Source organism: Roseateles sp. T103 (genome assembly GCF_057219915.1).
Genome location: NZ_JBXVVS010000001.1, coordinates 477,569 through 491,836 on the forward strand (window position 1 = coordinate 477,569; position 14,268 = coordinate 491,836).

At 66.8% G+C, this 14,268-nt stretch carries 8 protein-coding genes and 1 tRNA gene; 5 read left to right on the top strand and 4 right to left on the bottom strand.

Annotation, left to right across the window (positions count from 1 at the left end; all coding sequences use genetic code 11):
- Positions 1-58 precede the first annotated feature (58 nt).
- Both AC2EBS_RS02065 and AC2EBS_RS02070 read left to right on the top strand, forming a co-directional pair.
- Complete coding sequence (locus tag AC2EBS_RS02065; protein ID WP_484726720.1) at positions 59-1,969, top strand: peptidylprolyl isomerase; 1,911 nt, start codon at positions 59-61, stop codon at positions 1,967-1,969.
- A gap of 79 nt (positions 1,970-2,048) precedes the next feature.
- Positions 2,049-2,124, top strand: a tRNA-His gene (locus AC2EBS_RS02070).
- A 96-nt stretch (positions 2,125-2,220) separates the two neighbouring features.
- Here the strand turns inward: AC2EBS_RS02070 and AC2EBS_RS02075 are convergent.
- From AC2EBS_RS02075 to icmF, 3 genes are all read right to left on the bottom strand, one after another.
- Complete coding sequence (locus AC2EBS_RS02075) at positions 2,221-3,084, bottom strand: 3-hydroxybutyryl-CoA dehydrogenase (protein WP_484726721.1); 864 nt, start codon at positions 3,082-3,084, stop codon at positions 2,221-2,223.
- 23 nt (positions 3,085-3,107) lie between these two features.
- Positions 3,108-4,292, bottom strand: coding sequence for an acetyl-CoA C-acyltransferase family protein (locus AC2EBS_RS02080; protein WP_484726722.1), 1,185 nt, complete (start codon positions 4,290-4,292; stop codon positions 3,108-3,110).
- A gap of 146 nt (positions 4,293-4,438) precedes the next feature.
- The gene (gene icmF / locus AC2EBS_RS02085) at positions 4,439-7,735 is read right to left on the bottom strand and encodes a fused isobutyryl-CoA mutase/GTPase IcmF (protein ID WP_484726723.1); all 3,297 of its coding nucleotides are present in this window, start codon (positions 7,733-7,735) and stop codon (positions 4,439-4,441) included.
- A gap of 108 nt (positions 7,736-7,843) precedes the next feature.
- Here icmF and AC2EBS_RS02090 point away from each other — a divergent pair, with 108 nt between their 5' ends.
- From AC2EBS_RS02090 to AC2EBS_RS02100, 3 genes are all read left to right on the top strand, one after another.
- On the top strand, positions 7,844-8,911 hold the full coding sequence (locus AC2EBS_RS02090; protein ID WP_484726724.1) for an AraC family transcriptional regulator: 1,068 nt from the start codon (positions 7,844-7,846) through the stop codon (positions 8,909-8,911).
- Positions 8,912-8,950: 39 nt separating this feature from the next.
- The gene (locus tag AC2EBS_RS02095; RefSeq protein WP_484726725.1) at positions 8,951-10,357 is read left to right on the top strand and encodes an SLC13 family permease; all 1,407 of its coding nucleotides are present in this window, start codon (positions 8,951-8,953) and stop codon (positions 10,355-10,357) included.
- Between the two features lie 226 nt (positions 10,358-10,583).
- The gene (locus AC2EBS_RS02100) at positions 10,584-12,824 is read left to right on the top strand and encodes a putative bifunctional diguanylate cyclase/phosphodiesterase (RefSeq protein WP_484726726.1); all 2,241 of its coding nucleotides are present in this window, start codon (positions 10,584-10,586) and stop codon (positions 12,822-12,824) included.
- Here the strand turns inward: AC2EBS_RS02100 and AC2EBS_RS02105 are convergent.
- Entirely contained in the window at positions 12,821-14,218 is a 1,398-nt protein-coding gene (locus tag AC2EBS_RS02105; RefSeq protein ID WP_484726727.1) for a sensor histidine kinase, read from the bottom strand. The genes AC2EBS_RS02100 and AC2EBS_RS02105 overlap by 4 nt on opposite strands.
- Between the last annotated feature and the right edge of the window lie 50 nt (positions 14,219-14,268).

Consider the following 14,268-nt stretch of genomic DNA (forward strand, 5'->3'; position numbering starts at 1 on the left):
ACGCCGGCGCCTTGCCCCGCCAGTCGGGGCCGAGTCGCCGGGCCGAGGTCCATAGTCCATGTTTGAATTCGTTCGCACGCACAACCGACTGTTCCAGTTCCTGCTGCTGATCCTCATCCTGCCGGCCTTTGTGCTCGTCGGCGTCGAGGGCTACAGCAGTTTCATGGCCGAGGGCAGATCCAGTGTCGCGGTGGTTGACGGGGTGAAAATCACTCAGTCCGAGTGGGATGCGGTGCAGCGCCAGCAGGTGGAGCGCATGCGTGCGCAGATGCCCAATATCGACGCCAAGCTTTTCGATACGCCGGAGTTCAAGCGCGAATCGCTGGATCAGTTGGTGCGCGAGCGGGTGATGCAGGCGGCAGCGCTGAAGCAGCGTTTGCAAATCAGTGACGAGCGACTGAAGACGGTGTTCAGCACTGACCCGCAGTTCGCTTTCCTGCGCAATCCGGACGGCTCGGTGAACAAGAACCTGCTTGTCGCCCAGGGCATGAGTTCCGAGATGTTCGCCCAGCGCCTGCGGCAAGACCTGACCCTGCGGCAGGTGATGGCGGGCGTGGGCGACAGCGCCCTGGCCGGCAAAGCAGAGGCGGAACTCGCCTTCGATGCCTACCTGCAGCGGCGCGAGGTCCAGTTGCAGCGCTTTGATGCCAGCGACTTCATGGCCAAGGTCAACCCCAGCGAGGCTGAGGTCGAGGCCTTCTACAAGGATCCGGCCAATGCGGCGCGCTTCCAGTTGCCCGAGAGTGCCGAGATCGAGTATCTGGTGCTCGACGCCAGTGTGCTGCAAGGCGAGATCAAGCTCTCCGAGGAAGAGCTGCGCAAGTACTACAGCGAAAACGCCTCGCGCTACACAGTGGCCGAGGAACGTCGTGCCAGCCACATCCTGATCAAGGCTGACAAGGCCGCGCCACAGGCAGAGCGTGACAAGGCCAAGGCACGGGCAGATGAGCTGCTGACTCAGCTGCGCAAGAACCCCGCCGCCTTTGCCGAGCTCGCGCGCAAGAATTCGCAGGACGAAGGCTCGGCTGCGAGCGGCGGTGATCTCGACTATTTCGGCCGCGGTGCAATGGTCAAGCCTTTCGAGGATGCGACCTTCGCCCTGAAGAGCGGCGAGATCAGCAACGTGGTCGAGTCGGACTTCGGTTTCCACATCATCCAGCTGACCGGCTTGCGCGGCGGAGAGACCAAGTCTTTCGAAAGCCTGCGCGCCCAGATCGAGCAGGAAGTCCGCAAGCAGCTTGCCCAGAAGCGCTTCGCCGAACTGGCGGAGCAGTTCGGCAACACGGTCTATGAGCAGTCGGACAGCCTCAAGCCCGCCGCCGATCTGGCCAAGCTGAAGATCCAGACCGCGACTGTGCTGCGCCAGCCTCAGCCGGGAGCCAGCGGCCCGCTGGCATCGGCCAAGCTGCTCGATGCGGTGTTCGGCGACGATGCAGTACGTAACAAGCGCAACACCGAGGCTGTCGAGACCGGCCCCAGCCAGCTGGCCGCGGCACGTGTCGTCAAGCACAGCCCGGCGCGCGTGCCTCCGTTCGCCGATGTTCAGGTGCAGGTGCGTGCGCAGCTGATGCAGAAGCTGGCCAGCGAGCTGGCGGTGAAGGCCGGCAAGGAGCGTCTGGAAGAGCTGCGCCGCAGCGGCGCTGCGGAAGGACTGGCTGCACCGGTGCTGGTGTCGCGTGCTGCGCCAGCCAATCTGCCGCGCCAGGTGCTGAGCGCGGCGCTGTCCGCCGACGCGAGCAAGCTGCCTGCCTATGTGGGCGCCGAAGCAGGGGCGGGCAGCTATGTGCTTGTGCGCATCAACAAAGTGATGCCGCGGGATCCTGCCCTGCTCGATGACAAGCGCGCTACGCAGCAGTACGCTCAGGCATGGTCCGGCGCCGAAGCTCAGGCCTATTACGCAGCGCTGAAGTCCCGCTTCAAGGTCACCGTCAACGCGATCGCTGCAGGCACCGGCACTCCCGCGCCTTGATTGCGAGCATCTTGCGTGATTCCGTGCGGCGACTACTAGTCAGTGCGGCTGAAATCGGTCTATAATTTGCGGCTCTACGGTGGCTATAGCTCAGTTGGTAGAGTCCCAGATTGTGATTCTGGTTGTCGTGGGTTCGAGTCCCATTAGCCACCCCAAGAAATGAAGCACGAAGGCCCGGATGCGCAAGCATCCGGGCCTTCTGCATTGTGGCCTCGCCGCGCCGCCACCGGGCGTGCGGCGAGGCTTGGCGATCAGCCGTAGCGGTAGAAGCCCTGGCCGCTCTTGCGGCCCAGGCGGCCGGCGGCGACCATTTCCTTCAGCAGCGGTGCAGGGCGGTACTTCGGGTCGTTGAAGCCCTCGTAGAAAACGTTCATCACCGCCAGCATCGTGTCCAGGCCGATCATGTCGGCCAGCGCCAAGGGACCGATCGGATGGTTGCAGCCCAGCTTCATGCCGGTGTCGATGTCTTCGGCGGTGGCCAGGCCTTCCTGCAGCACGAAGATCGCCTCGTTGATCATCGGGCAGAGGATGCGGTTGACCACGAAGCCGGGGCTGTTCTTCACCGTGATCGGCGTCTTGCCGACCTTGTGCGCGAACTCGACGGCCAGCGCATGCGTGGCGTCCGAGGTCTGCAGGCCGCGGATCAGCTCCAGCAGCTGCATCAGCGGCACCGGGTTGAAGAAGTGCATGCCGACAAAGCGCTCGGGGCGGTTCACCACCGCGGCCAGCTGCGTGATCGAGATCGATGAGGTGTTGGTGGCGATCACCGTCTCGGGTGCGACCAGCGCGTCGATCTGGCGCAGGATGCGCAGCTTGAGCTCGAGGTTCTCGGTGGCGGCCTCGATGACCAGCTGCGTGCCCTTCAGGTCCTCATAGCTCGTCGAGCCCTTGACGCGCGCCAGCGCGGCGTCGCGGTCGGCGGCGCTGAGCTTTTCCTTCTTGACCAGGCGGTCCAGGCTGCCGCTGAGCGTGGCGATGCCGCGCTGCACGGCGGCATCGTTGATGTCGATCATCGTGACCTGCAGGCCGGCGACGGCGCAGACCTGCGCGATGCCGTTGCCCATGGTGCCGGCGCCGATCACGCCGATGTGCTGGATGTTGTTGCTCGTGCTCATTTGTTTGCTGTCCTCGTTCAGATTCAGACGCGTTCGAAGATCGCGGCGATGCCCTGGCCGCCGCCGATGCACATCGTGACCAGCGCATAGCGGCCCTGGATGCGCTGCAGCTCGCAGATCGCCTTGGTGGTGATGATCGCGCCGGTGGCGCCGACCGGGTGGCCCAGCGAGATGCCCGAGCCGTTGGGGTTGACCTTCTCGGGGTCGAAGCCCAGCAGCTTGCTCACCGCGCAGGCCTGGGCAGCGAAGGCTTCGTTGGACTCGATCACGTCCAGGTCGCCGACCTTCAAGCCGGCGCGCTGCAGCGCGATCTTGCTGGCCGGCACCGGGCCCAGGCCCATCAGCTTGGGGTCCAGGCCGGCATGGCCGTGGCTGACCAGGCGGGCCAGCGGCTTCAGGCCCTGGGCCTTGACGGCCTCGCCGGTGGCCAGCACCACGGCGGCGGCGCCGTCGTTCAGGCCGGAGGCATTGCCGGCGGTGACGCTGCCGCCGTCCTTGAAGGCCGGCTTCATCTTGGCCAGCTGCTCCATCGTGACTTCGCCACGCACATGTTCGTCGGTGTCGAACAGCACCGTGCCCTTGCGGCTGGCGATCTCCACCGGGACGATCTGCTCCTTGAAGCGGCCCTCGGCGATGGCGCGTGCGGCGCGCTGCTGGCTGACGATGGCCAGCGCGTCCTGCATCTCGCGCGTGATGCCTTCTTGCGCAGCGACGTTCTCGGCCGTCACGCCCATGTGGATCTTGTGGAAGGGGTCGTGCAGGATGGTCAGCATGTAGTCCTGCAGCTGCGTGTCGCCCATGCGCGCGCCCCAGCGGGCAGCAGGCATCAGGTAGGCGCCGCGGCTCATGCTCTCGGCGCCGGCGCCGATGGCGATCTCGGCATCGCCGGCCTTCAGCGCCTGCGCGGCCATCAGGATGGCCTGCAGGCCCGAGCCGCAGAGGCGGTTGACGTTGAAGGCCGGCGCTTCCTGCGGCATACCGGCATCCATCGCGGCCACGCGCGAGAGATAGGCATCGCGCGGCTCGGTGGGGATGACGTTGCCCATCACCAGATGGCCGATACGGCCGGCGTCGGCGCCGCTGCGCTTGATCGCTTCGCGCACCGCGACGGTGGCCAGACGGCTCAGCGGCTGGTCCTTCAGCGTGCCGCCGAAACTGCCGATGGCGGTGCGCGCCGCAGCGACGACGAAGATTTCCGGGGTGGACATGGTGAGTGCTCCTGAGGATGACGATGCGTTGAAAGCGAAACAGCCGCGGCCGCGCCGGGTGCCGGCGCGCGATCCGCGGACTGCGTGTGGAGGGCGGCCTGTGTCGGGCCGCGGGGGGCTGGTCGGTGCTGTGGGTGCAGTCCTGCCTACATGCTACGACGGTACTGGCCGCCCACCTCGAACAGCGCGCTGGTGATCTGGCCCAGCGAGCAGACGCGCACCGCGTCCATCAGCACCGCGAACACGTTCTGGTTGGCGATCACCGCTTCCTGCAGGCGCTTGAGCTGCACCGGCGCCTCGGCCGCGTGGCGGGCGTGGAACTCGGCCAGTCGCGTCAGCTGGCTCTGCTTCTCGTCCTCGGTGGAGCGGGCCAGTTCGATGTGTTCCGGCACCGGGTCGCCCTTGGGATTGCGGAAGGTGTTGACGCCAATGATGGGGTACTCGCCGGTGTGCTTGAGCATTTCGTAGTGCATGCTCTCTTCCTGGATCTTGCTGCGCTGGTAGCCGGTCTCCATCGCACCGAGCACGCCGCCGCGCTCGGCGATCTTCTCGAACTCGGCCAGCACCGCTTCCTCGACCAGCTCGGTCAGCTCGTCGATGATGAAGGCGCCCTGGCTGGGGTTCTCGTTCTTCGCCAGGCCCCACTCGCGGTTGATGATCAGCTGGATCGCCATCGCACGGCGCACGCTGTCCTCGGTCGGCGTGGTGATCGCCTCGTCGAAGGCATTGGTGTGCAGGCTGTTGCAGTTGTCGTAGATCGCGATCAGCGCCTGCAGCGTGGTGCGGATGTCGTTGAACTGGATCTCCTGCGCATGCAGCGAGCGGCCCGAGGTCTGGATGTGGTACTTCAGCTTCTGGCTACGTTCATTGGCGCCATAGCGGTCGCGCATCGCCACCGCCCAGATGCGCCGCGCAACGCGGCCCAGCACGGTGTACTCCGGGTCCATGCCGTTGCTGAAGAAGAAGCTCAGGTTGGGCGCGAAGTCGTCGATGTGCATGCCGCGTGCCAGATAGGCTTCCACATAGGTGAAGCCGTTGGACAGCGTCAGCGCCAGCTGCGAGATCGGGTTCGCGCCGGCCTCGGCGATGTGATAGCCGGAGATCGACACCGAGTAGAAGTTGCGCACGTTGTGGTGCACGAAGTACTCGGCGATGTCGCCCATCACCTTCAGCGAGAACTCGGTGGAGAAGATGCAGGTGTTCTGGCCCTGGTCTTCCTTCAGGATGTCGGCCTGCACCGTGCCGCGCACATTGGCCAGCACCCAGTCCTTGATCTTCGCGGCCTCGTCCTGCGTGGGCTCGCGGCCGTTGTCGGCGCGGAACTTGGCGAGGTTCTGGTCGATGGCGGTGTTCATGAACATCGCCAGGATGGACGGCGCCGGGCCGTTGATCGTCATCGACACGCTGGTGCTCGGGTTGCACAGGTCGAAGCCGTCGTACAGCACCTTCATATCGTCCAGCGTCGCGATGCTGACGCCGGAGTTGCCGATCTTGCCGTAGATGTCCGGGCGCGAGGCCGGGTCGGCGCCATAGAGCGTCACCGAGTCGAAGGCGGTCGACAGGCGCTTGGCCGGCATGCCTTCGCTGACCAGCTTGAAGCGGCGGTTGGTGCGGAAGGCATCGCCTTCGCCAGCGAACATGCGCGTCGGGTCCTCGCCCTCGCGCTTGAAGGCGAACACGCCGGCGGTGAAGGGGAAGGAACCCGGCACGTTCTCCAGCATCAGCCACTTCAGCAGCTCGCCATGGTCCTCGTAGCGCGGCAGCACGACCTTGCGGATCTTGTTGCCCGACAGCGTGGTCTGGACGAGGTTGGTGCGGATCTCCTTGTCGCGGATCTTCACCACGTACTCGTCGCCCGCATAGGCCTTGACCATGTCGGGCCACTGCTTGAGCAGCTGGCGCGCGTCGGCATCGAGCTTCGCGTCGCGCACCTGGGCCTGCTCGGCCAGCGCATCGCGGGCGCGGTGCTTGTCGGGGCAGGCCTCGTGCAGCATGCGCGAGGCGGCATTGAGCTGCTGGATCTCGCGCGCCAGCGTGGCCTGGCGCTGCGCGCGGGCCTTGTAGCCGCGCACGGTGTCGGCGATGTCGGCCAGGTAGCGCACGCGCGCCGGCGGCACGATGGGCGTCTGCTGCGTGCTGTGGCGGGTGCTCACCAGGGGCAGGCGGCCCTCGTGCACCTTCAGACCTAGCTCGGCCAGGCGGCCCTTGAGCGCCTGGTACAGCGCGGTGACGCCGTCGTCGTTGAAGCGGCTGGCCATGGTGCCGAACACCGGCATCTCCTCGGGCTTCTTGCCGAAGGCCTCGCGGTTGCGCTGCACCTGCTTGGCCACGTCGCGCAGCGCGTCGGCGGCGCCCTTGCGGTCGAACTTGTTGATCGCGACGAACTCGGCGAAGTCCAGCATGTCGATCTTCTCGAGCTGGCTGGCCGCGCCGAACTCCGGCGTCATCACATACATCGGCACGTCGACCATCGGCACGATGGCCGCGTCGCCCTGGCCTATGCCCGAGGTCTCGACGATCACCAGGTCGAAGCCGGCCACCTTGGCTGCGGCGATCACGTCGGGCAGCGCTGCGCTGACCTCGCTGCCGGTGTCGCGGGTGGCCAGCGAACGGACATAGACGCGCGAGCCCTGGCTCCACGGCCCGGTGGCATTCATGCGGATGCGGTCGCCCAGCAGCGCGCCGCCGCTCTTGCGCCGCGAGGGGTCGATGCTGATCACCGCGATGCGCAGCTGGTCGTCCTGGTCGAGGCGGAAGCGGCGGATCAGCTCGTCGGTGAGGCTGCTCTTGCCGGCACCGCCGGTGCCGGTGATGCCCAGCACCGGAATGGTCTTGCAGGCCGCGGCCTGCTCGCGCAGCTGCGCCACCAGCGCAGCGTCGGCCTTGCCGTTCTCCAGTGCGGTGATCAGCTGGGCCAGCGCACGCCAGGCCTTGTCTTCATGGCCCTGGATGGCGTCCAGCGTGGTCGGCGCATGGACCGAGAGGTCCTTGTCGCAGCGCATCACCATCTCGCCGATCATGCCCTGCAGGCCCATCATCTGGCCGTCCTCGGGGCTGTAGATGCGCGCCACGCCGTAGGCCTGCAGCTCGCGGATCTCGGCCGGCACGATCACGCCGCCGCCGCCGCCGAAGACCTGGATGTGCTCGCCGCCGCGCGCCTTCAGCAGGTCGACCATGTACTTGAAGAACTCGACATGGCCGCCCTGATAGGAGCTGATCGCGATGCCCTGGGCGTCTTCCTGCAGCGCGGCGGTGACGATCTCGTCCACCGAGCGGTTGTGGCCCAGGTGGATCACCTCGGCGCCCATGCTCTGCAGGATGCGCCGCATGATGTTGATCGCCGCGTCGTGGCCGTCGAACAGGCTCGCGGCGGTGACGAAGCGCACCTTCTGGGTCGGGCGGTACTGGGCAAGTGCCTTGTATTCGGCGGACAGGTCGGTCATGGCAGAGGTCTCCTTGCTGTCACTTTAGAAAAGCGCACGGTAGCGCGCCATGACCTCGGCTGCCAGCGCTATGGCGTTTTATGCCAACTTGGACGCGATAATCTGCCGGTGAAAGCGCAGAGATCCACTGCAGAAGGTCCGGTCGAGAAAGACACGGTCTCGGTGTATTTTGCCAATGCCGCGGTGTCGCGGCTGTCGCCGTTGCAGCGGGAGCGGGTGTTGCGTGCGGCCGGCATTCCTCCCGCCTGGCTGGCGGCCTCGCATGCCCGCGTGCCGGCGCCGGCCTTTTCCGCCTTGTGGCTGGCGGTGGCGCGTGAGCTGGACGACGAGTTCTTCGGTCTGGACGTCCGCGCGATGAAGGTCGGCAGCTTCGCGTTGGTCTGTCAGGCGGTGATCTCCTGCGGGACGCTGGACCGCGCGCTGCGGCGCATGCTGCGGGGGTTTGCCCTATTCCTGGACCAGATTCGGGCCGAGCTGCGTGTCGATGGCCAGGTGGCCGAGCTGCGCCTGCACAACCGCATCGCCGACGCACAGGCACGGCTGTTTGCCGATGAGACCCTGTTGATCCTGATCCACGGCCTGATGTGCTGGCTGGCCGGCCGGCGCATCACGCTGGATGAAGTCTCGCTCGCCCATCCGCGGCCGGCGCATGCCGACGAGTACACCCGCATGTTCTCGCGGCATCTGCGCTTCGATGCCGAGCACAGCGGTGTGCGCTTCGATGCGGATGTGCTGGGCTTGCCGGTGGTGCAGGGGGCCGCGACGCTGCAGCAGTTTCTGCGCAGTGCGCCGCAGTCGGTGTTTCTCAAGTTCAAGAACGAGGACAGCTGGACAGTGCGCGTGCGACGCCGTCTGCGCGAGGAGTTGGAGCGCGGTGCGGGCGCGCTGCACTGGCCCGTGTTCGAGGAGTTGGCTGCACAGCTGGGGATCTCGCCGACCACGCTGCGGCGCCGCCTGGAAGCAGAAGGGGCGAGCTACCAGGGCATCAAGGACAGGTTGCGAAGCGACTGGGCGATCGATCGCCTGGGGCAGGGCAAGGTCACGCTGGATGAGCTAGCGGTTCAGCTCGGCTTTCATGACGCCAGCACCTTTCATCGTGCCTTCCGGCGCTGGACCGGCTTGCAGCCCGGCGAGTACCGGCGACGCCTCATCGCTGCCTCCCAGGGCGGACGCTGAGCGCTTGCTGTCGTTCTGACGCAGCGAGAATCGTCTCCCATGAGCCAGAGTCATCAGGCCGGACCGCACCGGGCTTCTTCCGCCGACGGGGGCAGACAGGCCGGGCTCCGCCGCCTGCTCTGGCTGCTGCTGGCGCTGCTTGTGGCTACGGCCCTGTGGCGGTGGCTGCCGTTCGACGACGGCATCAACAAGGCGCTGGCATTGACCGCCTTCATCGGGCTGCTCTGGCTGAGCGAGGCCTTGCCACTCGCAGTTACAGCGTTGCTGGTGCCGGTCGCTGCGCTGCTGCTCGAGCTGCCTGGGCTGACACCCGCACGGCTTACCCAGCCCTTCGTCGATCCGGTCGTGCTGCTGTTCCTGGGTGGCTTCGCATTGGCCGGGGCTCTGCGCGCGCAGCAGTTGGACCGCATGATGGCGCTGAAGCTGGTCAGCATGGCGCGCGGTCGGTTTGGTCTTGCGGTGCTGCTGCTTTTTGCCGCCACGGCCTTGCTGTCGATGGGCATCAGCAATACCGCCACTGCAGCGCTGATGCTGCCGCTGGCCCAGGGCATGCTGGCCGCCGATGCGGGCGAACCGCGCCCTGTCTCCACGCGAGCCTTCGTGCTGCTGGGGGTGGCCTACTCGGCGAGCCTGGGCGGCATGGGCACGCTGGTCGGCTCGCCGCCGAATGCCATCGCCGCGCGGGCGGCGGGTCTGGATTTTGCGGGCTGGCTGGCTGTGGGCCTGCCGCTGACGCTGATCCTGCTTCCCCTGATGGTGCTCACGTTGTGGCTGGTGCTGCGTCCGCGCCTGGACATGTCGTGCGGTCTCGCCGCCGAGCAGCTGCCGTGGACCAGAGAGCGTTGGCTGACGCTGGCGGTGTTCGGGCTCGCTGCCCTGGGCTGGGTGTTCGGTGCAGACCCGCTGCGGCAGCTCGGCGTGCCCTATCCGGACACGGCCGTCGCGCTGGGGGCCGGGGCGTTGCTCCTGCTGCTGCGCCTGCTGTCCTGGCGACAGCTGGTGCAGCACACCGACTGGGGCGTGCTGCTGCTGTTCGGCGGCGGTCTGGCGCTGGGCGAGGTGCTTGGCGCCTCCGGCGCTGCCCTGACGCTGGGCCGGGGCTTGGCTTCATTGATCGAGCAGCGCGACACCTGGATTGTCTTCCTGGCGATTGCGCTGTTCATGGTCTTGCTGAGCGAGTTCGCCAGCAACACCGCGGCAACGGCGCTGTTGGTTCCGGTCTTTGCAGCGCTCGCCCCTGAGCTGGGCCTGCCGCGGGAAACCCTGATCGTGCTGGTGGCCTTGTCTGCGTCCTGCGGCTTTGCCTTGCCGGTGGCGACACCGCCGAATGCGCTGGTCTATGGCTGCCGGCAGTTCCCCTTGCGCACCATGCTCGGCGCCGGCCTTAGCCTGGACCTGGTCTGCGTCCTGGTGCTCACAGGGTGGTGCCTGCTCACGCTCGCTTGAGCCCAGGCGACCCGGTGGCCGCGAGGATTGCCGGCCCGGGGCCGCTGCAGTAGCGACTTGTTGCTTTCCCCTAGCCGCGCCCGAGCGATTTCCCCCAATTGGGGGATAAGATGACGAAAACTGTGTAAAGCTGGCATTTCAGCGCGGGAACCCCCGGTCTGTGTAGTTGCTCGAAGTATTGAAACTGATACATTTGATTCAGGCTCACTCGCCCGACACGACGACCATGTATTCGACCGATGCATCCAGCGCCGCAGCAGACCAGGACACCCTCGTCTTCGCTGACGAGCCGCAGCCGCTGCCTGCATCGTCCGGTGCGCCGCAGCCGGCACTGGAGCCCTGGACGGTGCTGGTGGTCGACGACGATGCCGACGTTCACCAGGCCACCGAGCTGGCGCTGCGCGGGCTGCAGATCGAAGAGCGGCCACTGCATCTGATCCATGCCTACTCGGCAGCGCAGGCGCGCGAGCTGATCGCCGGCAACGATGGCATCGCCGTGATGCTGCTCGATGTAGTCATGGAGGTGGAGGACGCCGGCCTTCGCCTGGTCGACTACGTTCGCAAGGAGCTCAAGCGCAGCGCCGTGCGCATCATCCTGCGTACCGGCCAGCCGGGCTACGCGCCCGAGCTCGACACGGTGCGCAGCTATGACATCAACGACTACAAGACCAAGTCCGAGCTGACGCGGGTGCGGCTCTACACCAGCCTGACGGCGGCGGTTCGCGCCTACCGGCAGATGCGCTCGCACGAAGACATGCGGCTCGGTCTCGAGATGGTGGTGAAGTCGAGCACTGAGCTGAACAAGCTGCGTGGCATCCAGCTGTTCGCCCAGGGTGTCGTCGGTCAGCTGTGCGCCTTGTTGCGCATCGAGCCTCAGGGGCTGATCTGCGCCCAAACCGATCCCGGCATCAACGCTGCCGGCGCACGAGTGATCGCGGCCGCGGGGCGCTTCCAGCATCTGCAGCAGCGCCGCCTTCCCGAACTCGGTCTTCCCGAGGTTCAAGAGGCGCTGCAGCGCTGCCTGAACGAGCGGCGCAGCCAGTTCGGCCGCGGGCTCGCGCTGTACTTTCCGGCCGACAGCGGCCGCGGCCTGGCGGCCTATGTGGACGTGCATCACGAGCTCGACGAGATGGATCGCCATTTGCTCGAGGTGTTCTGTGCTGCCACGGGCGTGGGCTTCGAGAACGTGCTGCTCTACGGCCGCCTGGTGGATCAGGCCTATGTCGACCCGCTGCTGCGCATTCCCAACCTGAACCGGCTGATCGAGCTGCTCGGCGATGAGCAACTCGATCGTCAACACAGCACGCTGGCGCTGGTGGACATCGACGACTTTGCGGCGATCAACGACGCGCTGGGGCATGAGTTCGGTGACGCCGTGCTGCGCGCGGTGGCCGATCGGTTGGCGGTGCATCTGCCCGACAGCAGCCTGGCTCGCATGGGGGCGGATGTCTTCGGCGTGCTCGGCCCCAGCAGCCAGGTCGATGCCGAACGGCTGCGCCGCGTCTTTGCCGAAGTCTTCTCGGTGCAGGGGCAACAGCTGCGCATCAGTGCCAGCATCGGTCTGCTGGATCTCTCCAGCGCTTGCCAGCGTGGTCGGGCCGGACCGGAGTTGCTCAAGGACGCGCATGTCGCCCTCAAGCAGGCCAAGCATCACCAGCGCGGCACCGCCATCCGTTTCTCCGAGGCCATGGGCCAGGAGGCGCGCGAGCGCATGCAGCTGCTCGCCGGGCTGCGTCAGGCCTTCGATGCCGACCATCTGTTCCTCGTCTACCAGCCGAAGATGCGCTTGCAGGACGGCAGTGTCAGCGGCGTGGAGGCGCTGCTGCGCTGGCGTCAGGCGGACGGGAAGTTCGTCCCACCGGACCGCTTCATCCCGCTGGCCGAGCAGGCAGGCCTGATGGTGGCGATGGGCACATTCGTGCTGCGCGCCGCCTGCCAGCAGCTCGCCCGGCTGCGAGCGGCCGGCCATGACGATCTGTGCATGGCGATCAATGTCTCGCAGGCGCAGCTGCGCGAGCCCGGCTTCGTCGCCGTGCTGCGGCAGGCGATACGCGATGCCGATGTGCCGCCGGAGAAGGTCGAGCTGGAGATCACCGAGTCGATGGCGGCCGACGATCTGGAGTTGATCGACCGGCTGCTCGCCGAGATCGTGTCGCTGGGTGTGCGCATCGCGATCGACGACTTTGGGACCGGGTTCTCGTCGCTGAGTGTGCTGCGCCGTTTGCAGGCCCAGCGCCTGAAGATCGACCGCAGCTTCGTCGGGGAAATGGCGCAGGACGACAGCATCGCGCGCACGGTGGTTGGGCTCGGCCATGGCCTGGGCATGCGCATCACCGCCGAGGGTGTGGAGACCGAGGCGCAGGCCGATGCGCTCAAGGCCCTGGGCTGCGAGGAGGCGCAAGGCTGGCTGTTCGCCAAGCCGCTGGATGCCGAGGCCCTGCTGACCTGGTTGAATGCTCGCCGCTAATCCATTCGCGGCAGGCTGAAGTAGAAGCTTGCGCCTTCGCCGGGCCGTCCGGCTGCCCAGACTTTGCCGCCATGGCGCTCGATGATGCGCCGCACGATGGTCAGGCCGATGCCGCTGCCTGCATAGCCGCGCCCGTGCAGCCGCTTGAAAGGCTGGAAGAGCTCGCCGGCGCGCTCGGGCGGGAAGCCCGGCCCGTTGTCACGAACCTCGACGACGATCTGCTCTGGGTCGTCGTCGCGGTGCACAAGCACGCGAGGTTCGCCGCGGGCCCCGGCGAACTTCAGCGCGTTGCCGATCAGGTTGACGAAGACCTGGTGCATCAAGGGGGCGTCCACTTTGGCGCGCGGCAGAGGCTCGGTCTGCACGCAGGCCACCGCGCTCTCGCCTTCGCTGAGGGCGAGGGTCTTCAGTGCCTCGGCAAGCACTTCGTCGAGCGCTGTCTCGGCCAGTGCCAGATCGGCTTGCGTGACGCGAGCCAGCTGCAGCAGTTGTGATACCAAGGTGCCGAGCCGCTGCGCCTCGTCGCGGATCAGGCGCAGGTGTTTCTCGACCTTGGCCTCGTCCCTGGCTTGCAGCGCATGCAGCGTGAGATCGGTCAGCCCGGCCAGACCGCCCAGCGGCCCGCGCAGGTCATGCGAGACCATGCGATTGAAGGACTCCAGTCCGTCAACCAGCTGTTCCAGCTCGGCCGTGCGATGCCGCACGCGCTGCTCCAGTGACTCGTTGAGACGCCGTAGCTCTGTTTCGGCCTCGCGCCGCCGTGCCAGCTCCCCCTCGAGTTCAAGGCGCAGCCTGCCCATGCCGGCCATCAGCAGACCCATGCCCACGCAAGCCATGCCGAGCGCCGACCAGCCGCGCAGGCGAACGAGATCGAGCTCCAGCAGCATCACGCCGACACCCAGAACCAGCACGGGGTTGACGAGCAGGGCCGCCACGGCGATCGGATAGGCGCGCCCGGAAACCGCCTGCAGCCTTCCGGTGCACAGCAGGGCCAGATAGGCGAAGAGCAGGCCCGACGCCAGAGGCGCGGCCATCGGGCCCGCGCCAGCAAGAGCCAGCCCTTCCCGCAAAGCGAACCAGCTGAGCATGCCGAGCGCGAAGTGCAGCAGCGGCCGTCGCGGGGGCCTGCCGACGAAGACTTGCAGACCAACCAGCAGCGCCGCCAAGGTCGCCGCAGCCAGCACTGCGGCAATGAAGGCCCATGCCGCACCACCAATGCCAAGCGCCGAGACCAGCGCGCGCAGTGCAGCCATCGCCATGGCTGCGGTGATCCACAGCAGGCCCCAGCGGGGACGCAGTCGCTGGGCGACGAAGAAACCCAGCGTCAGCAGCACGAGCAGACAGCCGGACGCGAAGCCCATGCCCGCCGATGGTTCGGCGAAGACGTGTTCCATCAACTACTCCTAACGGAAGAAGTCGGGGGCATGTTAGCCCGTGCCTTGTG

Coding starts and splice junctions, on each gene's coding strand:
- AC2EBS_RS02065 (WP_484726720.1), top strand. CDS start 59: ATGTTTGAATTCGTTCGCACGCACAACCGACTGTTCCAGTTCCTGCTG.
- AC2EBS_RS02075 (WP_484726721.1), bottom strand. CDS start 3,084: ATGAGCACGAGCAACAACATCCAGCACATCGGCGTGATCGGCGCCGGC.
- AC2EBS_RS02080 (WP_484726722.1), bottom strand. CDS start 4,292: ATGTCCACCCCGGAAATCTTCGTCGTCGCTGCGGCGCGCACCGCCATC.
- icmF (WP_484726723.1), bottom strand. CDS start 7,735: ATGACCGACCTGTCCGCCGAATACAAGGCACTTGCCCAGTACCGCCCG.
- AC2EBS_RS02095 (WP_484726725.1), top strand. CDS start 8,951: ATGAGCCAGAGTCATCAGGCCGGACCGCACCGGGCTTCTTCCGCCGAC.
- AC2EBS_RS02100 (WP_484726726.1), top strand. CDS start 10,584: ATGTATTCGACCGATGCATCCAGCGCCGCAGCAGACCAGGACACCCTC.
- AC2EBS_RS02105 (WP_484726727.1), bottom strand. CDS start 14,218: ATGGAACACGTCTTCGCCGAACCATCGGCGGGCATGGGCTTCGCGTCC.